The following is a 24,526-nucleotide window of genomic DNA, read 5'->3' as shown; positions in this document are numbered from 1 at the left end:
GTTGCGCTTTTGGCGGTCAATGCGTGACGGCAGCGGCTTCCGGCGGCGCCTGCGAGCGCCATCGGGGATGGCACGGTTCGTGAGTGCAGCGGGTTGATGGCATGCCTCAACCCCCCCCGTTGCGCCACCCCCGGTAGATCAGCGGCGCACGCGCGGCAGTTGCAGGTCGTGCAGCGCGCTGGCCACCAGCCAGGCATTGGCGCCGGCCGCGCTGGCACGCGCCAGGTCGTCCTCGCTGCGGATCCCGCCGGCACCGATCACGGTGGCGCCCGGAGCCAGGCGTCTTACCTCCTGCAGGGTTTCCAGGTCGGGCCCTGCGCCGGAGCCCACGCGCTCGAGCGTCATGACGATCAGGCGCTCCGGCCACAGGTCGACCGCCTCCCAGCAGCCGGCGTGGTCCAGGCGCTGGCCGTCGCGCCGGTCCAGCGACAGCGCGGCGCCCAGCGGGCCTTCAACCGCGCCGTCTTCGTCCATCGCAAAACAGCGCTCCAGCGCCTCGCGCGAACGCAGCGATTCGCTGCCGAACACCAGCACGATGCGCGAGGCGAATGGCGCCAGCTGGCCGCGCAACGCTTGGCCGTCATCAGCGTCGGCCAGGCCCGCATCGAGCCACAGCTCGACCTCGGGCAGCGCCTGCAGCAGATCGGCCAGCACCGCGATCTGCACCGGCCCGCCTTGCAGGGCATCGAGGTCGGCCACGTACAGCTGCCGCGCTGCGCAGTGGTCGCACAGGATGCGCGCCACCGTCACCGGGTCGCTGCTGGCGCACAGCGCCGACACGATCGGCCGGTACGCCTTGCGGTCGCCGCGCACGGCCCTCACCACCTGGCCCTGCAGCAGGTCGACGACGGGGATCAGGTTCAGTTCGGAAGTCATGGGGAAGAGCCCGGAAAGTGGATGATGAAATGACGACACGCGTTTTTGTTTACGAGTATCTCAGCGGCGGCGGCTGGAGCGACTACGGCGACGATGCGGCCGCCCACGAGCTGTTGCCGCTGGGCCTGTCGATGCGCGATGCCATGGTGGCGGACCTGCGGCGCGCTGCCGATTGTTCGGTCTCGGCGGCAGTCTGCGAACCGGGGAACACCCTGCCCGCCGGCACGGCGCCGCTGCGGCCACGTGCCAACGAATCGGCCCTCGACTTCGTGGCGCGGCAAAGCGCGCTGCATGACCTGGTGTGGCTGGTGGCGCCCGAAACGGACGGCCTGCTGGCGCGCTTCCAGCGCACGGTGGGCAACGCGCGCTGGCTCGGCTGCAGCGTCGAAGCCATCGAACTCACGGCAGGCAAGAAGGCCACGCTCGCGCACCTGGCCGCCCACGGCGTGCAGACGACCCTGGCTTTTGCCGATGCGCCCGATATCACGCGCTGGGTGGTCAAGCCCGACGATGGCGCGGGCGGCGTGGCCACCCACGTGCACACCCGCCATGCGGATGCACTGGGCGACATGGCACGGCGCACCGAGGCCGGCGCCACCTTGACGCTCGAGCCCTGGATCGAAGGCGAAGCCCTCAGCCTCTCACTGCTGTGCACGGCGCAGAATGCCGAAATGCTGAGCATCAACCGCCAACGCATCTCGATCGACACGCACGGAAGGCTGTCTTTCGATGGCGTGAGCGTCGATGCGGTGGGCCGCAGCGATCCGCGCCGGGCTCCCCTGGCGGCACTGGCCCGGCAGGTGGCGCGCGCCATCCCCGGCCTGCGAGGCTTCGCGGGCATCGACCTGGTCTGGCACCCAGAGCGCGGGCCGGTGGTGATCGAGGTCAATCCGCGTGTCACCTGCGCCTATGTCGGGCTCTCGGCGGCGCTGGGCCGCAACCTGGCCGCGGAGCTGCTGGCAGACCGCCTGCACGGCGGCGGCGCCCAAGAACGGGAACTTGCGCGTGCAGTCGCCTGAACGCATCACCATCGGGTGGGACATCGGCGGCGCGCACGTCAAGGCCTGCCTGCTGCAAGGCGGCGAGGTGGTCGACGTGGCCCAATGGGGCTGTCCGCTCTGGCAGGGGCTCGACCATCTGACGCGAGCGCTCCAGGCTGCACAGGCGCGCTGGCCCGATCTCGGCGCAGCCCAGCATGCGGCGACCATGACGGGCGAAATGGTCGACCTCTTCACTGACCGCGAAGCCGGCGTGCGCGGCATTGCCACCGCGCTGTCGGCATCGCTCCCCGTGCCGCCAGGCGCCCTGCACTTCTTTGCCGGCGATGCCGGCTGGTGCGCCACCGCCGCGGACGTGGCGCGGCACTGGGAGCACATTGCCTCGGCCAACTGGCTCGCCACCGCACGGCATGCCGCGCTGGTGTTTTCAGAAGGCGTGCTGGTCGACATCGGCAGCACGACCACCGACCTGATCGCCTTCGGCAACGAGGGCGTGCTGACCACCAGCCGCACCGACGCCGAACGCCTGGTGAGCGGCGAGCTCGCCTACCACGGCGTGGTGCGGACCCCGGTGTGCGCGCTGACGCAGCGCATCGAATGGCGCGGCCAGGCACGACACGTGATGAACGAGTTTTTCGCCACCACGGCCGACGTCTACCGGCTGTGCGGTGAGCTCGATCCGGCGCACGACCTGTACCCGAGCGCCGACAACGCGGACAAGGGCCTGCCCGCCACGCGCCAGCGCCTCGCGCGCATGGTGGGGCTGGACGAGCGCGATGCCTCCGCGGGCGAATGGCTGGATCTTGCGCAGGCCTGGCGCGCCGCACAGGTCGAAGCCATTGCCGCACAGCTGCGCCGCGTGCTGGCCGCGCATGCGCTCTCGCGCGAGGCCGTGATCGTGAGCGCGGGCTGCGGTGCCTTCCTGGTGCCCGACCTGGCCGCCGCGGCCGCGGGCGAAACCCCCGGCTCCGTGCCGCGCCGTTTTGCCGCCTATGGCGGCGACGTCGCGAGCGTGGCCCGCCATGCGGCCGCGGGCACCACCACCTGGGCACAGGTGTGCGCACCGAGCGTCGCGGTGGCGGCGCTGTTCGAAAGGGAGCACGACTGATGTGGGTCGTCAAGATCGGCGGCAGCCTTTGTTCGGACCCGGTGCTGCCGCTGTGGCTCGACCTCCTGACGCAGATCGGCGGCGGGCGCGTCACCGTGGTCTGCGGCGGCGGCACCTTTGCGGATGAAGTGCGGCGCGTGCAATCGCACTGGCAGTTCAACGACCTGGCCGCCCACAACATGGCCGTGCTGGCCATGGCGCAGACGGCCTACCAGCTGCATGCGCTGAATCCGGGGCTGCAGCTGGCCACGCGCAAGACCGACATCCCCGACTTGCTGCGCCAGGGAAAGACGGCCTTGTGGCTGCCGCTCGAATTGCGCCGCGACCACCCCGACGAGCGCACCGGCTGGGACGCCACATCGGACACCATTGCGCTCGATCTCGCGAAACATCTCAACGCCGAGCAGCTGGTGCTGGTCAAGTCCTGCGCCATCGATCCGCGGATGACGCTGGCGGAGCTTGGCGATACCGGGGTGCTCGACCAGCAGTTTGCGAAGCAGTCCGATGACGCGGCCTTTCCGATCACGCTGCTTCACAAGAACCAGCTGTCGACCATGCGTGCGCTGCTGCTGGGCGAGGCCACCTTCACGCCACGCTGACGAACGCCGAGCGACCGAGCACGCGGGCGAGATCGCCCGGCGCCGAAAAGCTCAAGCCGCCGCCGCTTCCACGACCGCTTCGCCATGCAGCAACGCGGCCAGCGCCGCGAGCCGCTCGGGGCAGAGCGCCGTTTTGCGGTCGGCCACGCAAACCGCGCTGCGGAATCCCGCGAAGTCGGGCGCCAGCGCCTGCAGCAAGGGAATGTGCGCCACACGCAGCGCACCCGCCGCACCGGCCATGCGGCCCGATGCGCGCACCTTTGCCACGAAGGCGCGCAGGTCCGCCATGGGCACCGCATCGAACAGGCTGCCGGCCAGCTTGTCGGCGGTGTCGACCATGATCCCCGGAAAATCGAGCGCACAAGCGTGCGCGATGAGCGCGGCGTCGAGCCCTTTGTCGGCAATGAAGACCGGCACCACCGGCCACTCGCAGGCTGCCAATGCATCGAGCACCGCGAAGGCCTCAAGGCCACGCTCTATGCCGACCTTCACGTAGTCGACACCGCAAGCGCCCACCGCGTCCACTTGCGCGCGGATGCGGTCCAGCGCATGCATGGGCAGATCGCCGATGGTTGCGCTCACGGGCAGGCCGATGCCATGCGCGCGCAGTGCACCCACGATGGCGCCGATGGTCGCCACAGGCAAGCCGCCCAGCGCGCCGTCGCTGGGCTCCTTCAGGTCGATGAAGTCGGCCCCGCCGCGGGCCGCGAGCAAGGCTTCTTCCACGCTGCGAACGCTCACCAGCATGCGCGTCATGATGCGCGCTCCGGCATGCCCGTGCGGTGCTGCGCGACCGCGGCGCAGAGCCACTCCCAGGCCTCGCGCTCTTCGGGTCCGGCGGTCTTGTCGATCGCAATCTGCAGGTAGGTCATTTCGGTTTCCACTTTCTCTGGGGGCAGCATGTGAAGGCGGCTGACCAGCACCGCGCCTTCGATCACCGCGGCCTGCGCGCGGTTGAAGCCGATGAAGGGCGCATGCGTGGCCTCGTGCACGGCCAGCATGCGCAGCACCGGGCGCTGCGCGTCGTCTCGCTGCTCGGCCAGCTTCAATTCGACGTGGCGCAGCGCGGCGGCCAGGCGCACGCCTTCGATGCGTTCGGCCGGGAGCGTAGGCCAGGCCTTGCGGCCGGTCACGCAGCCGGCGAACACGCGGGTGTCGCAGACGATGTTGAGCACCGCATGGCCGGTGGCCACGATGTTGTCGTGCGTGGTCGAGGGCTTGAACGGCATCAGCAGGATGCCACCCTCCTGGTAGCGGATGCCCATCGGCGCCACGTGCGGTTGGCCGCCGGGGGCCACGGTGGTGACCACGGCTTCGAAGATCTGGTCGTTCATGAGGGTGTTGGCGCGGTGGTGGTGCCCACGGCCCCGGGTTCGGCTGCGGCGTTGTTCTTCTTCGATGTCTTCATGGTGGTTCCCGGTGCGCACCAGCGCGCAAGGTCTTCGGTGGGCCGCGGCGCGGCGCAGCCCCAGTCGAGCGGCTGGTCCTGCACATAGCGCTTGCCGAGCTGCCAGGCGATCTCGGCGCGCGCGAGTTCCACGCCCATGTAGAACGCATGGTCGGCATCGTCCTGCAGCTTGAGCTGCGGCCAGAGCTCGAAGGCGCCCTGCCCCAGCCGCAGGCCGTCGCGGTTGTACACGTGCAGACCCAGCGGCGATATCTGCACGCGGAAGTTCGGGTCGCGCACCTGCGAGGCGATCTCGCCGATCTCTTCGGGCGTGTCGGGGAACGGATGCTTGGCATGCACCGTCATCAGCGCGTCGCTCATGCCCTTGGGCAAGGTGCCGTGCCGGACCGCGGCATGCATGATGCGGCGCGCCCAGTCGGCCTCGCTCACCGCGCGGCGCGCATGCTGGCTCACCTGCGTGGTCAGCACGGCCGCCACGTTCAGCTCGGCGGCAATGCCGAACAGCACCGCGTTGATGCCGCTGGTGTCGGCCTCCGTCAGCTCCGTGAGGTTGCCCACGCCGAGCATGATCGGCGCATCGGGGAAGCGCTCGCGCAGCCGGTGATAGCGCACGATCGACGCCGTCAGGCCGAACGGGATCGGGTCGAGGATCGAATCGGCCAGGAAGGCGCGGCCACGCTGCTGCATCTGCGCCACCGCCTGGTACAGCGATTCTTCGTCGGCCGGAACGCGCGGAATCAGCACCGGCGTGGCCTCGACTTCGTCGGCGATCCACAGGGTGTCGAGCGTGAGGCTCAGCAGGTAGTCGGCACCGGCCTTGCCGCCGGTCAAAAGCTCTTGCGCCTCGCTCGAATCGACGCTCACCTGAAAGCCTTCGGCTTTCAGCGCCCGCACGCTGTCGGCCAGGTGGTCGAAGCGCGTCTCGGGCAGGCAGCCCAGGTCGATGACGTTGGCACCGTCGGCCGCCAGCTGCCGCGCACGCTCGACGATCTGCGGCACCGAGAGCCGCGGCGCATCGACGATCTCGGCAAAGATCGCGACCTCGTACTCGTTCAGGTCGACTGCGCGCGCGGTGCGGTTGAAGTGGCGCGGCAGGTCTTTCAGCTCTTGCGGGCCGCGCTCCACCGGAACGCCGAAGTGAAGGCTCAAGGCCTCGACGTCGCCGCGGCAGCGGCCCGGCACCATGATGCGGTCGGCGCGGCGCGGCGCGGCGCCCTCGCCTTCACCCTCGGTGCACACCGGAGCCGCGACGCGGCGGCGGATCATGTCGGCCGTCATCAACGCGGCCACCTGCAAACCGATCTCCCGCACTTCCCACGTGAACGGTGCCGCCTCGATGCCCGCCAGCACCCGCGTGAGGCTGGCTTGGGCGAGGCGCCCGGTCAGGAAGACGATGTGTTCCATGCGAGAGAGAGTTCCTTCATGCGTGCATCGAGCACGGCTTCGAGTTCGGCCGGCGACGCGACCACCTGGCAGAAGTCGATGCCGCGCAGCCGCTCCACGTTGTCCAGTTCGATGCGCCGCGGACGCAGCGTTACCCAGTCATGCGGCGACTTGGTCACCACCACCGGTTCCGTATCGCATGCAAACACGATGCCAGGAATTCCGAGCTTGCCGGCCTGGGCGAACATGTTGGTCGGCAGGCTGTCGCTGATGCCGAAAGCGCACTTGGCCACCGTGTTGCTGGTGGCCGGCGCCACCACCACCGTGTGATAGATGTCGTCGTAGAGCATGCCCACCGGCACGCCGCTCGCGGTCTTGTCGCGAAAGACGCGAAAGCGCGCCTTCAATGCTTCGATGTGCAGCTTGTAGATGGGCAGCACTTCCTCGGCGGCGGCCGAGAGAAACAGGTCTACCGAGGGCAGCCGCGAGGCGAGCGCCAGCGACTCCTCGAGAAAGTGGCCGGAACCCGTGATGCACCAGGCGATGCGCGAGCGCGGCGGCGAGGCCGGCAGCGGCGGCTCTCCGTCTTCGGCCACCAGCGCCGCGCCGCGTGGATCGATCTTGTTGCCCGTGGCCGGTGGCTCCCCATTCGTCGTCATGTCCAGCGAGCCTGCCGGCTCAATCGGGTGGAGAGATTTCGATGTGAAGCTTGTGGAGTTTTCGGTACAAGGTGTTGCGGCTGACATCGAGCGCCTTGGCGACGTTGCTCACGTTCCAACGATGCTGCTCGAGCATCTGCAACAGCACTTGCCGCTCGTTGGCCTGGATCGGGTTGAGTTTGACGGCGGGTGCCGCATCGGAGGGCGCGGCGTCCGCTGAAACTTCCGTGGGTTCGGATGCGGCAGGCAGCGCGGAATAGGCCGATACGGGCGAAGGCACCACCCTTGCGGCCAGCGACGGCAGGTGCTCGCGCGTGATGGTCTTGCCGTCGGCCAGCGCGGCGGCGCTGCGCAGCACGTGACGCAGCTGCCGCAGGTTGCCGGGCCACGGATAGGCCATGAGCACGCGCTCGGCATCTTCGCCGAGTCGGCTGTCGCTGCCGCCCTCGTCCTTCAGCACGTCGTGGATCAGTTCGCGCTTGTCTGTGCGGTCGCGCAGCGGCGGCAGGTCGAGCTCGATGCCGGCGAGCCGGTAATAGAGGTCCTCGCGGAAGCGGCCTTCGCGCACCAGGCTCGGCAGGTGTTGATGGCTTGCGCTCACGAGCTGGAAATCCACCGGGTGGGTTTCCTCGGTGCCGAGCGGCGTGACCTGGCGCTCGTCGAGCACGCGCAGCAGGCGGGCCTGCAGCTCCAGCGGCATGTCGGCAATTTCATCGAGAAACAGCGTACCGCCATCGGCTTGCAGGATCTTGCCGCGCCGGCCGCTGCGCTGCGCGCCCGTGAAGGCACCGGCCTTGTAGCCGAAGAGTTCGGATTCGATCAGCGTCTCGGGCAGGCTCGCGCAATTGACGGCGACGAAGGCGCCTTCGGCATGCGGGCTGGTCTCGTGGATGGCGCGCGCGAACACTTCCTTGCCCGAGCCCGTTTCGCCGCACAGCAGCACGGGCGTGCGGCGCGCAACCACGCGGCGCGCGGTGTCCAGGTGCGCAACCAGGCGCGCATCCTTGAAGGTGCGAATGCCAGGCGCACGCGTGGCCGATGGCCGCAGCGGCGCGCGGAAAGCCTCGGCGCCCGTCTCTGCGATGACGGGTGCCGTCCCTGCGCCCGCGCCGCGCACACGCGAAGGCGTGGCCGCATCGGATGCCGGCCGCCTGGCCACCGCGAAGAAGCGCAGCGCCGCGTTGGCCCGGTAGGCCACCACCGGATGGAATGAAGAAGAAAGGCTGCGCTGCACGATGTCTTCGAGCGAGGTCTGGAACAGATCGTCGATGCGTTGCGTGCGGATCTCGTCCATCGATTGCAGGCCGAGCTGGAACAGCGCGCTGCGGTTGGCCGCGAGAATGCGCCCGTCGTCGCCGACCGCGAGCTTGCCTTCGTGCAGCGTGTAGACGAACTCCGGCCGGCTGTGGAAGTGCAGCGGATGCGCATTCGAAAAGCGCTTGTCGATGAGCCGGTTTTCGATCATGCGCGCCGTCATGCCGAGCAGCACCAGCACGTGCTGCTGCATCAGGCTGGAGCGGCTGGTCACGTCGAGCACGGCAATGATCTCGCCGGACGGATCGAACACCGGCACCGCCGAACAGGTGAGCTGCGTGAAGTGGCTGAAGAAATGCTCTTCGCGCCGCACGGAGATCGGGTGTGCGGCAGCAAGGCAGGTGCCCATGCCGTTGGTGCCGGCCTCGGCCTCGCCCCACATGCCGCCGGCGCGCAGGCCCATGGGCTCCGCCTCGGCCGCGAACTCGGGCGAGGACACCATGTGCACGATGACGCCATCGGTATCGGTCAGCACCACGGCGGATTCCGCATCCGCGAGCTGCTGGTAGAGCGTGGTCATCTCGTAGCGCGCGCACTCGATCACGTCGGCATGCTGGTTGCGCCGGCTCTGCAAGGCAGACGACGCGATGATCACGGGTTCGCGCGGGCGGCCCGGGTCGAGCTGGTATTGATTGAGGCAACGGCTCCACGAGCGCGTGACCAGGTCGTTGCCTTCTTCGTGAAACCCTCGCCTCACCACGTCGAGCACACGGTCAGCGTGCCTGTCGCCTTGTCGCAGCGTCAATGTCATTGGAGTTCTCCGGCGCGTTCCATATGTCTCCTTGGTCGGCCCATTGTTGTGCCTGCTGAGTTACTGCGCACCCGGTGAAACACCAAGCACTCGCAGCCCCGCGGCGGGTCCGATCTCTGGCCTGCATTTTGCGTTGATGAATCCTGTCGTTGGCTGACTATCGGCCGCAAGACACACTTTCAAACACATTCGAATCACTGGAGACACCACTTGAACACCAGCCCGCGTCCTTCCACCGGTCCCTTTGCTTCGAATGTCTCGCATGCCTCCGGCGCGGTGGGCGCGGCCGAGGCGCCCGCGCCCATGGACCTGATCTTCATCGAAGGCTTCAGCGGCCAGACGGTGATCGGCATCCACGATTCGGAACTGCATCATCCGCAACCACTGATGATCGACGTGCATGCCGGCGTGCCGCGTGCGCGCGCCTGCGACACCGATCGCATCGGCGACACGATCGACTACGGCGTGGTGCGCGAGCGGCTGGTGCGGCTCATGGCCGAGCACCGGCTGCAACTGCTCGAGGCCTTTGCCGAAGCCATCGCCGACATCCTCATCGACGAGTTCGGTGCCAGCTGGGTCCGCGTGAAGGTGGTGAAGCCACGCAAGTTCGACGACGTGCAGGCCGTGGGCGTGCAGATCGAACGCCATGCGCCCACGCACCGCGCTTCCAAGTCGGCGCCCGGTGCCACGGTGCTGAACTTTCTCGCGAGCGGCATGGTGCCCGCCAAGCACTGAATAGCGCCCTCCGCCGCTTCTTGCGGCGGCACATGGAAAAAAACCGACGCGGTTCACGCGTCGGTTTTTGTTTGTGCGCTTCAGAGGTGGGCAGCGAACGGATGCGCCGTCGTGCCCTTCTTGTCGACCACCTCGGCGGCGGTCGGCAAACCGGCCACTGCACGCTGGATGGACTCGCGGGTGGCCTGGTAGTTGTAGTCCTGGATCTTCTTGTCGTCGTCGGCAAGCCAGTGGATGAACACGCCGACGCAGATGAACAGGTTGTCCGCCTCCGCCATGGGGATGGTGCCATCCTCCACGCTGTCGGCCACCGCCAGCGCCACGCCGCGCTGCGCCGGGCCGAACATCTGCACCGCCTGCTTGGCGCCCTTGATGGTCACCTTGTTGAACATCACGGTGGCCGGTTTGGTCAGCAGGTTGGGCGCCACGACTGCGAGCAGCGAAGTGAAGCCGTCCTTGTTGTTCGTCAACGCGTTGGCGAAGGCGGTCTCGGCAGCGCTGCCGCGCGGCCCGATGATCAGGTCGATATGGGCTACTTCATTGCCGTCGCCAACGAGCGATTCGCCCACCATCAGTCGATCGATTTTTGCCATGGTTTCGAGTCTCCTCTCAGAGGTCCAAGGTGATTAGGGTCATTACGACACCGGTCAGGAAGACCAGCGCAATGCCATGGGTATCACGATCCGTGCCATGCGTTCGCGGCATCGCGCGCGGGTGCCGCGCACGACTGGATCCAGCCCGAAAGCAGCAGCGCCGCCACGGTGAAATCGGCGCTCGTCCCGGGGTTGACGCCCTCAGCCTTTAGCGAAAGGTCCCACTCGGCAAAGGCAGGATCAGCATCGAGCACAGCGCCCGCGCCGGCGCGCTCACGCCAGGCCTGCGCCGCCGTCATGACAGTCTGTGCCACGCGCTCGCCGTGTTTTCGAACAATGTGTGAATCGGGAAAGGCGCCGAGGTAAGCCAGGTAAAGCCGTTGGACAGAAGCCACAGTGGCCGCATCCGGCGGCATGTCGGCATCGGCCAGGACCGCCCCGCAACCGGGCTGGCAGGCCGGCGCCTGGAACGCCAGCGCGAACAGATCCGCGAAGCCGTCGCGGTACTGGCGTGCGATGAGATCGCGGTCCGCGGCCAGCGCCATGGCGGCGCGCAGGTCGATGGTGGGAGCGTCGTGCACGTCCTGCTCCGCCGCGCTTCCAAGGCCTCCCGGATGCGCGCGTGCAATGGCGCGGTAGGCCGCGCTGGCGTCGTCGATGTCGAGCGTGGCCAGCACCCCTTCGATGGCGGCGCGCAAGGCCGCGGGCGTCGCGGCGCCGGGCTGCCGTTCCACGGCCAGCGCAATCGGCGCGCACAGCAGCAGGATGCCGAGGTTGGTGTTGCACCCGGCCACCGCCCAGGTGGCCTCCACCGCGGCCTCGATGCGCTCCCCCACGCGCAAGCCGGGCTCGAACAGCGCACCGGCCGCGGCGCGCGCGCTGGCGATGAACATCGAAGCCTGCATGCCATGGCCGGGCGAGGCCAGGCTCACGTTGCCCGGCTTGCGCACGGCCACGTCGAGCCAGCAGGCCCGAAGGAAACAGGCCCGGGCACGCTCGGTGGCCGCTTGGCGCATGGCCATCAGGCGCGGCGCTCCGGAGCCACGCTCTCCTGCACGCGGCGCTGGACCTGCGCCATCTTGCGGTCGAGCAGGTCATCGACGAGCGCGCGCGCGATGTTGAAACCCGTGACGCGCTGCAGCCCTTGCCACGCGGCCACGCCGTTGACCTCCAGCACCTGGATCTTCGGTCCGCTGGCCGCGGCGATGAGGTCCACGCCCGCGTAGTCCATGTCCAGCGCGCGCGCCGCGCCTTCGGCCATGTGCGCGAGCGCCGGCTCCAGCTCGGCCGGCTCACAGCGCGCGCCCTGCGCCACGTTGTGGACCCAGTGCGTGCTGACGCGCCGCATGGCGGTGATGGCACGCCCGCCCACCACCATCACGCGCCAGTCGAAGCCGGGCGAGGCCATCGGTGGAACGAAGCGCTGCAGGTAGGCGAGGCCCGCATAGCCGGCATCGATGTCGGGCATGGGATGGTGCACACCGTCGACCTCGCCCACGAGCCGGAGGTTCTTGCCCTGGGAGCCGAACAAAGGCTTGAGCACCAGCGCATGCCCCGCGGCCACCTCGCGCATGGCGATGCGCCGCGCCTGGGCCGCCGATTCGGTGGCCCAGGTGGCCGGTGCCGGAATGCGCGCGGCATGCAGCAGCAGGCTGGTCATCGACTTGTCGACCGTGCGCTCGATGGCGCGCGCATCGTTGTAGACCGGCACCCCCAGTTCGCGCAGCGCATGCAGCACGCCGAGGCGCTTGGTGACCTGCTCGAAGCTGCCGCCCGCAATGCCGCGCACCAGCACCGCGTCGGGCAGTTCGCGGCCATAGCCGGGAATGACCAGGCCATGCCAGGCCGCGGTGGTGTCGATGTTGCAGTCGGCCAGATCGACGCAGCGCCCCACCGCGCCGCGTGCGCGCAGCGCAGCCTGCAGCTGGCGGGTGTGCCAGCCGATCTCGTCCGTCATGATGACGATACGCATGGTCATGGGATTGCCTTCATGCTTCCTGCAGCCAGAGCCGCTGCAGCAGCCCCATGTCGGGCGCACCGCCGTGCCAGGTGTTGCCGCTGTCGATGTTGCTGACCCACACCTCGGCCGGTGCGAACAGCGCGCCGTCGATCTTGTAGAAGTCGTATTCGACCTCCTTGAAGATGTGGGCGAAGGAGCGGCCGTGATCGCGTGAATTGCGCGACGGCAATGCACGGGCCAGCTCGCGCGCCGCATCGTCGTCGCCCCGAACCGTCAGGTGCACGCGGCCGCCGTACAAGATGGCGTCGTTGGTGCGGCCCATGGCCTCGACGCCATCGGCACTTGGCGACGGCAGCGGCGCGGTGCCCGCGCCATCGACGATGTTGGCCAGCGCAAAGCCCAGTTCGTGCGCCTTGTGCAGTGCCACTTCGAGCACGCGCGCCACCACCTGGGTGGTGCCCGCCAGGCTGGTGGTGGGCGTGAGGATCAGCGTCAGCGCCTCGGGGGCCAGGCCGCAGTCGCGCAGCAGCTTGTCGATCACGACCTTGGGCGGGGCCCGGTCGACCTCGAGCACCAGCACGCCGCATGGCGCGTGGTCGCGGTAGTCCAGTTCGGCAAAGAGTTTTTCCTTCACCGCCAGTGCGCGTGCCGGACCGGAGCCGAGCGAAAAGAATTTCTTGCCGCCCGTCTCTTCCTTGGATGCCGCGAGGCTCCAGCCCGCGTACTGGCTGCCCAGGCACGCCAGCACCGGCTGCGAGCTGCGCACGTCGAGCCACGTGGGCCAAACCTCCGTGCCGGCGCCGCTGCGCAGGTTCACGTGTCCGAGCCCGCCCATGCAGATCTCGCCCACGCGCAGCCCCGCCGCCACGCTGCCCGCTGCCTCGATGCCGGCATCGACGATATGCACGCCGGTGTCGTCACGGCGCACGCGCAGCCCGAGCACATCGGCGTCGGCCAGCAGGCGCTCGACCAGCGGACGGGCCAGCAGGTTGACGCTCAGGCCCGCGGCGGCCGTGGGCGAGGATGTGTTGCTCATGCGTGGGTCTCCAATGATTGCAGCAGCCGTTCGCGGCCTTCGTTCAAGCGGGCGCGCACCTGCTGTGCGCTGGTGCCGCTCGCGGTCAGGGTGCACACGGGGTCGTCGATGTCGAAACGCTGGCCCGGGGCCGGCACGTCGCAGAGGCCGGGCCATGCGGCGAGCCGCTCTGCCGCGGCCGCATCGAGTTCGACGGGTTGCCGTGCGAACACGATCTCGATGCCTTCGATGTCTTGCGCAGGCGAAGAAACCGTTGACGGCGGAAGCTCGCCCTGCAGGCAGGCACGCACATGCGCCTGCATCACGCCCGGCGAGCCGTCGGGCCAACGGTAGAGGCTCATGCTGGCCGGCGGACGGGGGTTGATCTCGAGCACGCCGATGGCGTCGCCGTCGCGCATGAAGTCGAGGCTGCACAGGCCGCGCAGCTCGAACTCGACGGTCAATGCGCGCGCAATGTCGGTCACTCGGCTCGCGAGGTCGTCCGCCAAAGGCACCGGCCCGATGGCGCCGCAGAACACGTAGGGCCGCGTGCCGAAGCTGCGCACGCTCTGCTCGTTGAAGCCGAGCACATGCACGTCCCGGCCATTGGCGATGAAGGTGGCCGACATCGGCAGCCCCGGCATCTCGCGCTGGAAGTAGTGGTGCGACGAAGGCGGCTCATCCATCGACCAGGGCGCATGGCGCACGTGCCAGCCGCCGCAGCCATGCGCGTCTTTCATCAACCATCCCGAGGGGTCCTCGGGCGGCTGCAGCAAAACCTGCGGAAACGGCAGGACACGCGCCGAAAGAAAGCCGAAGAATGCCGCCGGGTCGCGCAAGCGGCGCACGGCGGCGGGCGCGATTCCGATCAGCGGCAGCACGGCCGCGCCCTCTTCGAGCAAGTCGGGCTCGCCTTCGAAGCCGCTGCCCGCGATCCAGCCCAGCACCGGCTCGCCGTCCACGCCCTCTTCTGCCAGCGTGCGCAATGCCGCCATCACGCTGGCGGCATCGATCTGCAAGCTGCCCGGCGTGCCGATGGGCAGCCAGCGCGACGCGGCGCGGCACGTGTCGATGTCGCCGAAGAGGTCGAGCGCGACCACCTTGAAGCCATCGCTGGCCGCCGCCTGGGCCATGGCGCGCGCGGAGATGGCGGCAACGGCAATCGTCGGCATGGGGCGGAGGCGCTTCAAGCCGTCTTCGCGGCCTGCTCGACCAGGAAGGCGCGTGCCACGGCAAAGGCTTCGGCAAAGCTCAGCACCTGTGCCTTCTCGGCCTCGCACATCTGCACCAGCAGGCGATGCTGCGTCTGGTACTTGACGTTGCCCACGGCCAGCGCACCGATGCCCACGGCCTGCGTGCCGGCCAGCGGCTTGGCGTCGTCCATCACGCCCACGCCGGCAATGCCTTCGGGCGGCACGGCGTTCACGTCGGCCGCCACCTTGAGGCGCGTCGCGGCGCCGAGCGCTTCTGCGGACACCACCTGCACGCCCGCGGCCGCGCAGGCCAGCAACACGTCGGCATCGGCGATGGAGCGGCGCACCGCATCGGGGTCGCCGCCCGAGAGGCCGTGCAGGCTCACGCCGAAGCGCTGCCCGGTTTCGTCGGCGGCTTCCTGCGCCGCGTCGATGCCGTTGCGGCTCGACAAATAAACGTCCGCCCCGGCCTCTGCCGCGATCACGCCGGCCACGCGGCCCACCGGACCCGTGCCGCCGAGGATCACCACACGCTGGCCCTCCAGGCCGTGGCCATGGTTGCGCTTCAACGCCGCCTCCACGCATGCGACCATGGCCGCGGCCGTGGTGTAGGCACCGCTCGGGTCGGCCATCAGCGAGACGACGAAGGGCTTGACCATCGAGGTTCTTGCGCGCTCGAGCATGTCGGCGGCCAGCTGTGCATCGCGCCCGCCGATGAAGATGCCGGTGCGCGCAACGCCCTTGGGCCCGCGCGAGAAGATGGTGTCCTGCGTGAGCCCGGTGATGCGGTCGAGTGCCACGCCGCAGTACGGCACGATGATCTGGTAGCCCGCGTCCGCCGCCATGTTGATGTCGAATGGACTCATCTGCGGGCCGGGGGTGAACATGTGGAGGATGCGGGGACGTTCCATGAGAGAGAGCCTGCGTTGGGAATAGATGGAAAAAAGTTGATGGGCAACTTCAGCGCATGCGTGCCGCCGCGCTGCGGTCGCGCACCACGGCACCGCGGTTGCGGCCGGTGACGATGCGGATCTCGAGCTGCGGGTCGACGTGCCCGCCGGCCCGCGCGGCGTCGACGAGCAACTGAGCCCGGGTTTCCGAAGACACGATCGCGAAGCCGGTGGGGCCCCAGGAGCTTTGCCCGATGGCCGCCCCGTTGGCGCGGCTCGCATCGGCAAACCATTGCATCAGCCGCGCGACGGCCAGGCTGGTGAAGACACCGCCCTGCGCCGGCGCGAAGTGCTCGCCGAGCAATTGCTGCATGCGGTTGATGCCGGCGGCAAACGGCGCGAACTCCTCGCTGGCCGCACCGGGCAGCACGCGCATCAGGACCTGGTGGCAGATGTCGGCGGCCACCGGCTGCGGCAGCGGCGGCAAGGCCGCAATGGCATTTTTTTCGGCCCCGCCCGACAGGCCCCGGTGCACCGGATCCTGAACCACGACGATGCGCCATTCATCCGGAAACGGAATGCGCGAGAGCAGCGGCGCCGGCAGGCCATCGGCGCCGGGGCCGCCATCGAGCAGCAGGCCGCCGGTGTCGAAGCCCGCAATGCCGATGCCCGAGCGCAGGCCGCGGCCGAGCCAGTGCGCCAGCGTCGCGGTGCCCACGTCCAGGCCGTGCCATTCGGCAAAGGCGCGCCCGATGGCCGAGGCGAGCTGCGTGCCCGAACCGAAGCCCGCATGCGGTGGCAGCACCTGGCACAGCCGCAACGACAGCGGCGCATGGCAGCCGCTGCGCTGCCGGAGCAGCGAGAGATGCGCGGCGGCGCGTGCCAGCTCCGCTTCGGCGGCTGGCGTGTCGGCCGCCAGGTGGTCCGACGATGAAGCCGAAAGCTCGAGCTCGGTCGTGAAACCGTCGATCACCACCCCCAGGCTGCCGAAGGCGCGCCCGAGCGAGCCGGAGGGATCGAGAAAACCCAGGTGCAGGCGCCCGGGGGCACTCACGCTCACCGTGCGGATACCCAGGTCGTGCCGGGGGGCGAAGGCGAGATCGGCGGAGTTCATGGGCGTTGGTGGACGGCGCGGCGAAGTCATGGACCCGCTTGTCATAGCAAGGGCCGTTCCGTGCGGGCCTCCACAGGGGCGCACCGCGGCTTCGCGCGTGGAGAAGGCGGGCGATGTCCCAGGAGCGGGACACTGTGTCACGCCGTACGTCCGGGCCCGGGCGGCGCGGGCACAATCGCGCGCATGCCGCTCCTGAAGCACAGCCTGCCTGCATTTCTCGCGTCGGCCCTCGCCTTCGCCGCGCCCATGGCGCACGCAACCGAGCCGCTGCTTCTCGTCACCTCGCCAGCCGCCTTGCAGGCTGCCGAAAAATCCGGCGCCAGCTTTACCCACTGGTTCGGCGAAGCACCCGCTTCGCCCGATGGCACCACGGCCAACCAGGCGCTGATGCGCTCGCCGGCGTGGCAATCCATCGCACGTCCGCTCGCCGAAAGTATCGCGCGCATCCAGCGCGGCGACCGGCAGGCCGGTGTCGGCATCTCGCGCTATCCGCACCGGCTGTTCGATGCGCGCTGGCTTGCGAGCCCGGATGCCTTCTTCGAGCTGGTGGGCGTTACCAACCGCATGGACCGCCGGCCGTTCCAGAGCGGCGCCTGCGGCGAGACCCGGTTGGTTTACCGGCTCGCCTATCGCACGCCCGCGATGCAGTCGCGCCTGCCGATGACGGTCAATGTCGAACTGCGCGGCGATGCGCCGGACGCCGACGGCAGTTGCGCGAGCACCGCGCGGCGCTGGCAGCCGCCACGGCCTTCGATGGCGGACGAGGCGCTCGGCCGCTGGCTGGTGTCGCCCGACGGCCCGCTGGCGCCGCAGCGTCTTGCGCCCGCACGCATCGCGCAGATCACCACCAACCTGCAAAGCGTGCGCTGGCCCTCGGCCGTGCGTCCCGACCTCGGCGGCCATGCAGAGTACATGCTGCGCGCCTTTCGCTGGAATGCCGGCATGCAACGCTTCGACGTGGCACCGCTCGAGAACACGCCCGACGTCGCGAAGCTCAAGGCCAATGCCCCGCTGCGCAAGGAACTGCAGCAGTGGTTGCGGCAGCCTGCCAACCTGCGCGCGCTGGACGAAGCCACGCTGCAGCTCCCCGAGAAGTTCCTTGCGACCGAAGCCATCTCGGTGGCGCCGCGGGGCCTCGAACGGCTGGCCAACCGTCCGTTCGCCCAGATTTTTTCGGCCGGCGAATGGCAGGCCGTGCCCGGCAGCCGCACGCTGCAGTCGCCGCAAGCGATGCTGCGCCGCCTCGACGATCTGAGCTGCGCAGGCTGCCATCAGAGCCGCGCGGTCGCGGGCTTTCACCTGCTGGGTGTCGACCGGCGCGGCGCATCGCGCACCTTTACGGCGGGCAATGCGCTGGCGCTGCCGCACTCACCGCACCTTAAGGACGAGCTGGCGCGGCGCGGCCGCTATGTGCATGCCGCGCTCTCGACGCCGCGGCCCGATCCGTTCCGGCCGCTCGCCGAAGCGGACGACGCGAACACCGCGCCCGAGAAAGCCACGGTTGGCGCGAGCTGCGAGCCCACCCGCATCACGCAATCCGCCAACCCCTGGCTCGACCGCGCCGAGAAATTTCCGCGCGTTGCCTGCGAAGGTGCGCTCTCCGTGTGCGAGAAAACCTCGGTCGGCTTTCCCGGCGGCATGTGCTCGGGCCCTTGCGATCCGCTCGACAAGAACGGCACCTGCGGCGGCATCGCAATCCTCAGCGACTTCAACCAATGCCTGGCGGCGAACAAGCCCTTTGGCGAATGCCTGGGCAAGCACACGCGGCCCGGCAACCTGCGCAGCTGCTCGGCACAGCAGCCTTGCCGCGACGACTTCATCTGTGCCCAGGCCGAAGGCCAACCCGAAGGCCGCGGGGCCTGCATACCGCCCTACTTTCTCTTCCAGATGCGGGTGGACGGGCACTCCTGACTCACGCGCCACCGGCACTGCGCGTCACCCTTTGGGTGACAACTTTCGGCCTATGGACAAGGTGCAGGCCGGCGGTTCAGCATCGATATCCCGCTGGATACACGAACCTGAATGATCGCCAGCGCCATCCTCGAAATTGCTATTTCCATTGGAGTATTTTTTTCAGTAAAGGAGTGTTTTTATGACCGCGCTAAATATAACGGCCGGCTCAGTCGTCACTCTGGACGAATCCGCCAATTTGCAGAACCTTGCCGCTACTCCCGCCGTTGCCGGCGACAGTAACGACAACGATATTTCCGCAAGCTCGCTACCGACGGCCTTCAGCGGCCGCCTGGCGGCCCAGAGCGTGGGAACCGCCATCAATGCCGCGTTGAGCGGCTATGACGGTACCAACACCGGCACCAACGCATTCACATTCAGCGTATCCGGCACGGTCGCCGATCTTGCATTCACGGACAGCAACGGCGCTTTGCTCAATGGTGTCGACAGCGGCCTCAATACCACCGACGGCGAAGATATCTTTCTTTATACCGACACAACCAACAACAACATCGTCTACGGAAAGACGGCCCTCAATGTCGTCGTGTTTGCGGCCTACCTGGAGGAAACGGGAACCCCGGTGTCGGGCGCCAAGCTCTGGACGGTTCAATATGAAGCGATATCGCATCCGGATGCTTCGAACCCGGACGACGCGGTCAATCTCGCGGACAAGATATTTGTCTCGGTCACTTCGGATAACGCGTTTTCTTTTGCCAATGTTCCCTCAGGCCAGAATCTGTTCGCGATGTTCGGTGATGCAAGCGCCGCCATCGTTGCGACTGGCAAGAATCCGGCAAATGAATCGACGGGCGCCAAATTCAACGACGGAGACACGGTCAATTCCAGTCAGGGCGGCGGGTTCACGAGCCTGGGCACCAACAACCAGATGATTGATCCCCCCGACGGCAAGAACGGTGCCGAAGGGATGTATTTCACTTTCGTGAGTGGCGCCAACACCGACAACACGGTTCCCAATCTCGATCAGAACGAGGCCGACGAAGAATCGAACATCGATTTCACCGGGCTTATCGGCACCACTTCGGCAGCTTTCACGGTCGCGCAATTGCAGCCCAATAAAGCGGCCACGCTCAAGATCAGTGCCTATACGACGGTGCTGGCGACTGGCGACAATTATGTGGACAACCTTCAAAATAATACGGCCGTCAATATCAGCTCGGTCGTCGTTCGTGATTCGGCCGGAAACCTGGTAACGGGCCTGTCCATTGATCTCAGCGGCGACACCGCCGTGATCAGCGGAGTCAAGGCCGGCTATGTGATCGAATACCAGACGAGTGGCGACCACAACCGCGTATTGATTGAAAACGTCGGCTCGACCGACAACGATTTCAACGCCAGTTTCGACATCGGTGGATTCAGTCTGCCCCGGACCGTGCAGTCGACGGGAGAAATCGGCTCAATGATGATCTTCGAGGACGACGGCCCGTCCGCCTCGCTTGCGGCGCCCACCGACACGGTGCTGCTCAACACGCAGGATGCTGACACCATTGGCGCGGCCACCGACTCCGACACGCAGAGCTTTGCGACGGCCTTTGGCGTGGCGTCGACCAGCTACGGCGCCGACGGGCCGGGCACCACCACATCGAGCTTCGCGCTCGGCGTGGCCACGCAGGGCGGGGATTCCGGGCTCAAGAGCGACGGCGCGACCATCTACCTGTACGTGGTGGCTGGAACGGTCATCGGGTCGACGTCGGCCACCGAGGCCGGCATCACGGCGGGCAACACCATCTTCGACGTCTCGGTCAGCGCCACCGGTTCGGTGACGCTGCAGCAGTTCGCCGAGATCGATCACGCACTGCCGGGTGATTCGTCCAACTACGCGGCCCAGGAAGCCTCGCTGGCCGACACCTTGATCACCCTGACCAATACCGTGACGGTCACCGACGGGGACGGCGATACGGCCACTGATTCCGAGGTGCTCAACATCGGTGCCAACATCCGGTTCGACGACGACGGTCCGTCCGTCGTGCTGGCAGCGCCTACCGACACGGTGCTGCTCAACACGCAGGATGCCGACACCATCGGCGCGGCCACCGACTCCGACACGCAGAGCTTTGCGACGGCCTTTGGCGTGGCGTCGACCAGCTACGGCGCCGACGGGCCGGGCACCACCACATCGAGCTTCGCGCTCGGCGTGGCCACGCAGGGCGGGGATTCCGGGCTCAAGAGCGACGGCGCGACCATCTACCTGTACGTGGTGGCTGGAACGGTCATCGGGTCGACTTCGGCCACCGAGGCCGGCATCACGGCGGGCAACACCATCTTCGACGTGACGGTCAGTGCCACCGGTTCGGTGACGCTGCAGCAGTTCGCCGAGATCGATCACGCGCTGCCGGGTGATTCGTCCAACTATGCGGACCAGGAGGCCACGCTGGCCGACACCTTGATCACCCTGACCAATACCGTGACGGTTACTGATGGGGACGGCGATACGGCCACCGATTCCGAGGTGCTCAACATCGGCGCCAACATCCGCTTCGATGACGACGGTCCGTCCGTCGTGCTGGCAGCGCCTACCGACACGGTGCTGCTCAACACGCAGGATGCCGACACCATTGGCGCGGCCACCGACTCCGACACGCAGGACTTCTCGACCGCCTTCAGCGTGGCGTCGAGCAGCTACGGCGCCGACGGGCCGGGCACCACCGTCTCGAGCTTCGCGCTCGGCGTGGCCACGCAGGGTGGCGACTCGGGGCTCAAGAGCGATGGCGCCACCATCTACCTGTACCTCGTGAGCGGCAAGGTCGTTGGATCGACGGCCGCCACCGTGGGTGCCATCACAGCGGGCAACACCATCTTCGACGTCGCGGTCAGTGCCACCGGTACGGTGACGCTGCAGCAGTTCGCCGAGATCGATCACGCGCTGCCAGGTGATTCGTCCAACTACGCGGCCCAGGAGGCCTCGCTGGCCGACACGCTGATCACGCTCACCAACACGGTGACGGTCACCGATGGCGATGGCGACACGGCGACCGACTCCGAGGTGCTCAACATCGGTGCCAACATCAAGTTCGACGACGACGGTCCGTCCGTCGTGCTGGCAGCGCCCATCGACACGGCGGTGCTCAACACGCAGGACGCTGACACCATCGGCGCAGCCACCGACTCCGACACGCAGGACTTCTCGACCGCCTTCAGCGTGGCGTCGAGCAGCTACGGCGCCGACGGGCCGGGCACCACCACGTCGAGCTTCGCACTCGGCGTGGCCACGCAAGGCGGCGACTCGGGGCTCAAGAGCGATGGCGCGACCATCTACCTTTACCTGGTGGCCGGAACGGTCATCGGGTCGACTTCGGCCACCGAAGCCGGCATCACGGCAGGCAACACCATCTTCGACGTCGCGGTCAGCGCCACCGGTTCGGTGACGCTGCAGCAGTTCGCCGAGATCGATCACGCACTGCCGGGTGACTCGTCCAACTACGCGGCCCAGGAGGCCTCGCTGGCCGACACCTTGATCACCCTGACCAATACCGTGACGGTCACCGACGGGGACGGCGATACGGCCACTGATTCCGAGGTGCTCAACATCGGTGCCAACATCAAGTTCGACGACGACGGTCCGTCCGTCGTGCTGGCTGCGCCCATCGACACGGCGGTGCTCAACACGCAGGACGCCGACACCATCGGCGCCAATACCGACTCCGCCACCACGAACTTCGCGACCGCCTTCAGCGTGGCGTCGACCAGCTACGGCGCCGACGGGCCGGGCACCACCACATCGAGCTTCGCGCTCGGCGTGGCCACGCAGGGCGGTGACTCCGGGCTCAAGAGCGACGGCGCCACCATTTACCTGTACGTGGTGGCTGGAACGGTCATCGGGTCGACTTCGGCCACCGAAGCCGGCATCACGGCAGGCAACACCATCTTCGACGTCGCGGTCAGTGCCACCGGCTCGGTGACGCTGCAGCAGTTCGCCGAGATCGATCACGCACTGCCGGGTGACTCGTCCAACTACGCGGCCCAGGAGGCCTCGCTGGCCGACACCTTGATCACCCTGACCAACACGGTGACGGTTACTGATGGGGACGGCGATACGGCCACCGATTCCGAGGTGCTCAACATCGGTGCCAACATCCGGTTCGATGACGACGGTCCGTCCGTCGTGCTGGCAGCGCCCATCGACACGGCGGTGCTCAACACGCAGGACGCCGACACCATCGGCGCGGCCACCGACTCGGACACCGAGGACTTCTCGACCGCCTTCAGCGTGGCGTCGAGCAGCTACGGCGCCGACGGGCCGGGCACCACCGTCTCGAGCTTCGCGCTCGGCGTGGCCACGCAGGGTGGCGATTCCGGGCTCAAGAGCGATGGCGCCACCATCCGGCTGTACCTGGTGGCCGGCAAGGTCATCGGGTCGACTTCGGCCACTGAGGCTGGCATCACGGCGGGCAACACCATCTTCGACGTCGCAGTCAGCGCGGCTGGCTCGGTCACGCTGCAGCAGTTCGCCGAGATTGATCACGCGCTGCCAGGTGTGGGGTCGAACTACGCGGACCAGGAAGCCACTCTGGCCGACACGCTGATCACCTTGACCAATTCCGTAACGGTCACCGATGGGGATGGCGACACCGCCAGCGATTCGAAGGTGCTCAACATCGGCGCCAACATCCGGTTCGACGACGACGGCCCGACGGTGACCGCCATCTCCGATCTCACCGGAGCGAACGACGGCCTGCCCATTGCGGGAACCTACAACTTCTTCGTGGGCGCCGACGATGTGGACAACGCGTCGACCGACGGCATCGTGCTGAACAGCCTGACCGGAACGACCGGCGGCGGCCGGCCCATCACCGATGCTGCCGTCACTCACTTTGCCGAAGATGCCACCACGGTCACCTACAACTTCAGCTTCAACTACTACCCGGGGCCAACCTCGACGACGACGCAGGCGGCAACAGGCACGGTCGTCTTCAACAAGACGGACGGTACTTTCACCTTCGATCTGAATCAGCTCATCGGTGGACAAACGACGTTCTCCACGAGTTCGCCGCTGGCTTCCTTCAACTACGACACGGAAGGCAACAACTCGCCGGAGATCGTGGTCCAGCAGTACAGCAGCGACTTCTTCGGCGTGCTGTCCGCCAGGGCTGCCACGCCGCCGAGTGACTCCAGCGACCTGGTGGCGGGCGGGAATCACGCGTTTGTTGCCGGCGAAACCTTCAACAGCGCAAGTGCGGGCTTTGTCAACGTCGCAACCGACACCCTCGGCGTGAACTCCGACACCGTGCAGGCTGGCGAGCTGCTGAACTTCGACTTCTACAGGTCGAATCCAGTGAGCAACCCCAACCTCACGAGTCCGCCCCAACGGCCCAGCGCTGCCATTGTCGGTACGGACAAGGCCTACGCCGACGCGATTAACATCACGATCGATCAGATCACGGACGGCGAAGACGTGGCGATCCTTCTGAAGTTGTTCAATGCATCGACCAACACCACCACGACCCGGCTGTTGATCGCCAACTCCGCGACGGACTATCAATCGGCCGCAGGAGGCACGAAGATCGTCAGCATCGGAGAGGACGACTACGACAGCGCCAACTTCCAGATCGCGGGCGTGCAGATCCTGAGCAGCACCGAAGACCTCACCGGCACGGGCGTGAGCCTGAGTACCCACAACGCGGTGAACCTGACCGCGGCTGGAAATAACTATGCCGATACGTCGGACAACGATGTGTTCAAGATCATAAAGATCGATGTGGTCACAGAAACGACCATCAACTCGGACGTGGACCTGAACTTTGCAGGCCAGTTGATCGACGGCGATGCCGACTTTGCGAACTTCGACTTCGATGTCCACCTGGAGATCGATGGCGTGGCCAACCTGATCGGCACCACCCAGCAAACGGAGGCCATCGCGTAGCGAGCTCTTCGGCAAGGGGGGCAGCAGCAATGCTGCCCTTTTTTTTGGCCTGGGCCTCAGGCGCACAAATGCAGGAGCTACTCATTGAAGGCATCCGCCGGC

The 24,526-nt window shown here is 67.5% G+C and carries 19 protein-coding genes; 6 read left to right on the top strand and 13 right to left on the bottom strand.

Features of this window, described 5'->3' with window-relative positions; genetic code table 11:
• Window positions 1-138: 138 nt before the first annotated feature.
• On the bottom strand, window positions 139-876 hold the full coding sequence (locus tag ACJ7Z0_RS26110) for a HisA/HisF-related TIM barrel protein (RefSeq protein ID WP_434792159.1): 738 nt from the start codon (window positions 874-876) through the stop codon (window positions 139-141).
• Between the two features lie 29 nt (window positions 877-905).
• On the opposite strand from ACJ7Z0_RS26110, the gene ACJ7Z0_RS26105 reads away from it, so the two are divergent.
• From ACJ7Z0_RS26105 to ACJ7Z0_RS26095, 3 genes are read left to right on the top strand one after another with little or no spacing between them, the layout of a single operon-like run.
• On the top strand, window positions 906-1,895 hold the full coding sequence (locus tag ACJ7Z0_RS26105; RefSeq protein WP_434792158.1) for an ATP-grasp domain-containing protein: 990 nt from the start codon (window positions 906-908) through the stop codon (window positions 1,893-1,895).
• Window positions 1,882-2,982, top strand: coding sequence for a hydantoinase/oxoprolinase family protein (locus ACJ7Z0_RS26100; protein ID WP_434792157.1), 1,101 nt, complete (start codon window positions 1,882-1,884; stop codon window positions 2,980-2,982). The genes ACJ7Z0_RS26105 and ACJ7Z0_RS26100 overlap by 14 nt, the downstream gene beginning before the upstream one ends.
• The gene (locus ACJ7Z0_RS26095) at window positions 2,982-3,581 is read left to right on the top strand and encodes an amino acid kinase family protein (RefSeq protein WP_434792156.1); all 600 of its coding nucleotides are present in this window, start codon (window positions 2,982-2,984) and stop codon (window positions 3,579-3,581) included. Before ACJ7Z0_RS26100 ends, ACJ7Z0_RS26095 begins: the two co-directional genes overlap by 1 nt.
• A gap of 51 nt (window positions 3,582-3,632) precedes the next feature.
• Here ACJ7Z0_RS26095 and ACJ7Z0_RS26090 read toward each other — a convergent pair whose 3' ends face one another.
• The 5 genes from ACJ7Z0_RS26090 to ACJ7Z0_RS26070 are packed head-to-tail and all read right to left on the bottom strand — an operon-like array spanning window position 3,633 to window position 9,096.
• Window positions 3,633-4,337, bottom strand: a complete 705-nt coding sequence (locus ACJ7Z0_RS26090; protein WP_434792155.1) for a (5-formylfuran-3-yl)methyl phosphate synthase — start codon at window positions 4,335-4,337, stop codon at window positions 3,633-3,635.
• On the bottom strand, window positions 4,334-4,915 hold the full coding sequence (locus tag ACJ7Z0_RS26085; protein WP_434792154.1) for a DUF447 domain-containing protein: 582 nt from the start codon (window positions 4,913-4,915) through the stop codon (window positions 4,334-4,336). The genes ACJ7Z0_RS26090 and ACJ7Z0_RS26085 overlap by 4 nt, the downstream gene beginning before the upstream one ends.
• A complete protein-coding gene (locus tag ACJ7Z0_RS26080; RefSeq protein WP_434792153.1) occupies window positions 4,912-6,393 on the bottom strand; it encodes a DUF6513 domain-containing protein in 1,482 nt (493 codons plus the stop codon). Before ACJ7Z0_RS26080 ends, ACJ7Z0_RS26085 begins: the two co-directional genes overlap by 4 nt.
• On the bottom strand, window positions 6,372-7,031 hold the full coding sequence (locus tag ACJ7Z0_RS26075) for a flavoprotein (protein WP_434792152.1): 660 nt from the start codon (window positions 7,029-7,031) through the stop codon (window positions 6,372-6,374). The genes ACJ7Z0_RS26080 and ACJ7Z0_RS26075 overlap by 22 nt, the downstream gene beginning before the upstream one ends.
• 19 nt (window positions 7,032-7,050) lie before the next feature.
• Window positions 7,051-9,096 (bottom strand): sigma-54-dependent Fis family transcriptional regulator, encoded by a 2,046-nt coding sequence (locus ACJ7Z0_RS26070; protein ID WP_434792151.1) that lies wholly within the window; start codon window positions 9,094-9,096, stop codon window positions 7,051-7,053.
• 303 nt (window positions 9,097-9,399) lie between these two features.
• Between ACJ7Z0_RS26070 and ACJ7Z0_RS26065 the strand changes: the two genes are divergently transcribed.
• The gene (locus ACJ7Z0_RS26065) at window positions 9,400-9,831 is read left to right on the top strand and encodes a dihydroneopterin aldolase (protein WP_434792733.1); all 432 of its coding nucleotides are present in this window, start codon (window positions 9,400-9,402) and stop codon (window positions 9,829-9,831) included.
• Between the two features lie 80 nt (window positions 9,832-9,911).
• Here the strand turns inward: ACJ7Z0_RS26065 and fae are convergent, their stop codons facing one another.
• The 7 genes from fae to ACJ7Z0_RS26030 all read right to left on the bottom strand — a co-directional run bounded on the left by fae (window position 9,912) and on the right by ACJ7Z0_RS26030 (window position 16,596).
• Window positions 9,912-10,424: a formaldehyde-activating enzyme gene (fae, locus tag ACJ7Z0_RS26060; RefSeq protein WP_055796023.1), complete on the bottom strand. Its 513-nt coding sequence runs from the start codon at window positions 10,422-10,424 to the stop codon at window positions 9,912-9,914.
• An 83-nt stretch (window positions 10,425-10,507) separates the two neighbouring features.
• Entirely contained in the window at window positions 10,508-11,446 is a 939-nt protein-coding gene (locus ACJ7Z0_RS26055) for a triphosphoribosyl-dephospho-CoA synthase (protein ID WP_434792150.1), read from the bottom strand.
• Complete coding sequence (locus tag ACJ7Z0_RS26050) at window positions 11,446-12,396, bottom strand: ATP-grasp domain-containing protein (RefSeq protein WP_434792732.1); 951 nt, start codon at window positions 12,394-12,396, stop codon at window positions 11,446-11,448. Before ACJ7Z0_RS26050 ends, ACJ7Z0_RS26055 begins: the two co-directional genes overlap by 1 nt.
• 16 nt (window positions 12,397-12,412) lie before the next feature.
• On the bottom strand, window positions 12,413-13,420 hold the full coding sequence (gene mch / locus ACJ7Z0_RS26045) for a methenyltetrahydromethanopterin cyclohydrolase (protein WP_434792149.1): 1,008 nt from the start codon (window positions 13,418-13,420) through the stop codon (window positions 12,413-12,415).
• Entirely contained in the window at window positions 13,417-14,571 is a 1,155-nt protein-coding gene (locus ACJ7Z0_RS26040) for an ATP-grasp domain-containing protein (RefSeq protein ID WP_434792148.1), read from the bottom strand. Before ACJ7Z0_RS26040 ends, mch begins: the two co-directional genes overlap by 4 nt.
• 14 nt (window positions 14,572-14,585) lie before the next feature.
• The gene (locus ACJ7Z0_RS26035; RefSeq protein WP_434792147.1) at window positions 14,586-15,503 is read right to left on the bottom strand and encodes an NAD(P)-dependent methylenetetrahydromethanopterin dehydrogenase; all 918 of its coding nucleotides are present in this window, start codon (window positions 15,501-15,503) and stop codon (window positions 14,586-14,588) included.
• Window positions 15,504-15,552: 49 nt separating this feature from the next.
• Window positions 15,553-16,596: a beta-ribofuranosylaminobenzene 5'-phosphate synthase family protein gene (locus ACJ7Z0_RS26030; RefSeq protein WP_434792146.1), complete on the bottom strand. Its 1,044-nt coding sequence runs from the start codon at window positions 16,594-16,596 to the stop codon at window positions 15,553-15,555.
• A 183-nt stretch (window positions 16,597-16,779) separates the two neighbouring features.
• On the opposite strand from ACJ7Z0_RS26030, the gene ACJ7Z0_RS26025 reads away from it, so the two are divergent.
• Both ACJ7Z0_RS26025 and ACJ7Z0_RS26020 read left to right on the top strand, forming a co-directional pair.
• On the top strand, window positions 16,780-18,507 hold the full coding sequence (locus tag ACJ7Z0_RS26025) for a hypothetical protein (RefSeq protein ID WP_434792145.1): 1,728 nt from the start codon (window positions 16,780-16,782) through the stop codon (window positions 18,505-18,507).
• Between the two features lie 181 nt (window positions 18,508-18,688).
• Window positions 18,689-24,424, top strand: a complete 5,736-nt coding sequence (locus ACJ7Z0_RS26020; protein ID WP_434792144.1) for a beta strand repeat-containing protein — start codon at window positions 18,689-18,691, stop codon at window positions 24,422-24,424.
• The last annotated feature ends 102 nt before the right edge of the window (window positions 24,425-24,526 follow it).

Origin of the sequence: Variovorax palleresanus, assembly GCF_051144945.1 — a bacterium.
Taxonomy (GTDB): domain Bacteria; phylum Pseudomonadota; class Gammaproteobacteria; order Burkholderiales; family Burkholderiaceae_C; genus Variovorax; species Variovorax paradoxus_S.
The sequence above is the reverse complement of the archived record's forward strand: the minus strand, read 5'-3'. Positions and strand labels throughout refer to the sequence as shown.

Bases quoted from the DNA above. Each gene is read 5' to 3' on its own strand.
- ACJ7Z0_RS26035 (WP_434792147.1), bottom strand. From the start codon at position 15,503: ATGGAACGTCCCCGCATCCTCCACATGTTCACCCCCGGCCCGCAGATG.
- ACJ7Z0_RS26095 (WP_434792156.1), top strand. From the start codon at position 2,982: ATGTGGGTCGTCAAGATCGGCGGCAGCCTTTGTTCGGACCCGGTGCTG.
- ACJ7Z0_RS26075 (WP_434792152.1), bottom strand. From the start codon at position 7,031: ATGACGACGAATGGGGAGCCACCGGCCACGGGCAACAAGATCGATCCA.
- ACJ7Z0_RS26065 (WP_434792733.1), top strand. From the start codon at position 9,400: ATGGACCTGATCTTCATCGAAGGCTTCAGCGGCCAGACGGTGATCGGC.
- ACJ7Z0_RS26110 (WP_434792159.1), bottom strand. From the start codon at position 876: ATGACTTCCGAACTGAACCTGATCCCCGTCGTCGACCTGCTGCAGGGC.
- ACJ7Z0_RS26090 (WP_434792155.1), bottom strand. From the start codon at position 4,337: ATGACGCGCATGCTGGTGAGCGTTCGCAGCGTGGAAGAAGCCTTGCTC.
- ACJ7Z0_RS26030 (WP_434792146.1), bottom strand. From the start codon at position 16,596: ATGAACTCCGCCGATCTCGCCTTCGCCCCCCGGCACGACCTGGGTATC.
- ACJ7Z0_RS26070 (WP_434792151.1), bottom strand. From the start codon at position 9,096: ATGACATTGACGCTGCGACAAGGCGACAGGCACGCTGACCGTGTGCTC.
- ACJ7Z0_RS26085 (WP_434792154.1), bottom strand. From the start codon at position 4,915: ATGAACGACCAGATCTTCGAAGCCGTGGTCACCACCGTGGCCCCCGGC.
- mch (WP_434792149.1), bottom strand. From the start codon at position 13,420: ATGAGCAACACATCCTCGCCCACGGCCGCCGCGGGCCTGAGCGTCAAC.
- ACJ7Z0_RS26025 (WP_434792145.1), top strand. From the start codon at position 16,780: ATGCCGCTCCTGAAGCACAGCCTGCCTGCATTTCTCGCGTCGGCCCTC.
- ACJ7Z0_RS26040 (WP_434792148.1), bottom strand. From the start codon at position 14,571: ATGCCGACGATTGCCGTTGCCGCCATCTCCGCGCGCGCCATGGCCCAG.
- ACJ7Z0_RS26105 (WP_434792158.1), top strand. From the start codon at position 906: ATGACGACACGCGTTTTTGTTTACGAGTATCTCAGCGGCGGCGGCTGG.
- fae (WP_055796023.1), bottom strand. From the start codon at position 10,424: ATGGCAAAAATCGATCGACTGATGGTGGGCGAATCGCTCGTTGGCGAC.
- ACJ7Z0_RS26080 (WP_434792153.1), bottom strand. From the start codon at position 6,393: ATGGAACACATCGTCTTCCTGACCGGGCGCCTCGCCCAAGCCAGCCTC.
- ACJ7Z0_RS26055 (WP_434792150.1), bottom strand. From the start codon at position 11,446: ATGGCCATGCGCCAAGCGGCCACCGAGCGTGCCCGGGCCTGTTTCCTT.
- ACJ7Z0_RS26020 (WP_434792144.1), top strand. From the start codon at position 18,689: ATGACCGCGCTAAATATAACGGCCGGCTCAGTCGTCACTCTGGACGAA.
- ACJ7Z0_RS26050 (WP_434792732.1), bottom strand. From the start codon at position 12,396: ATGCGTATCGTCATCATGACGGACGAGATCGGCTGGCACACCCGCCAG.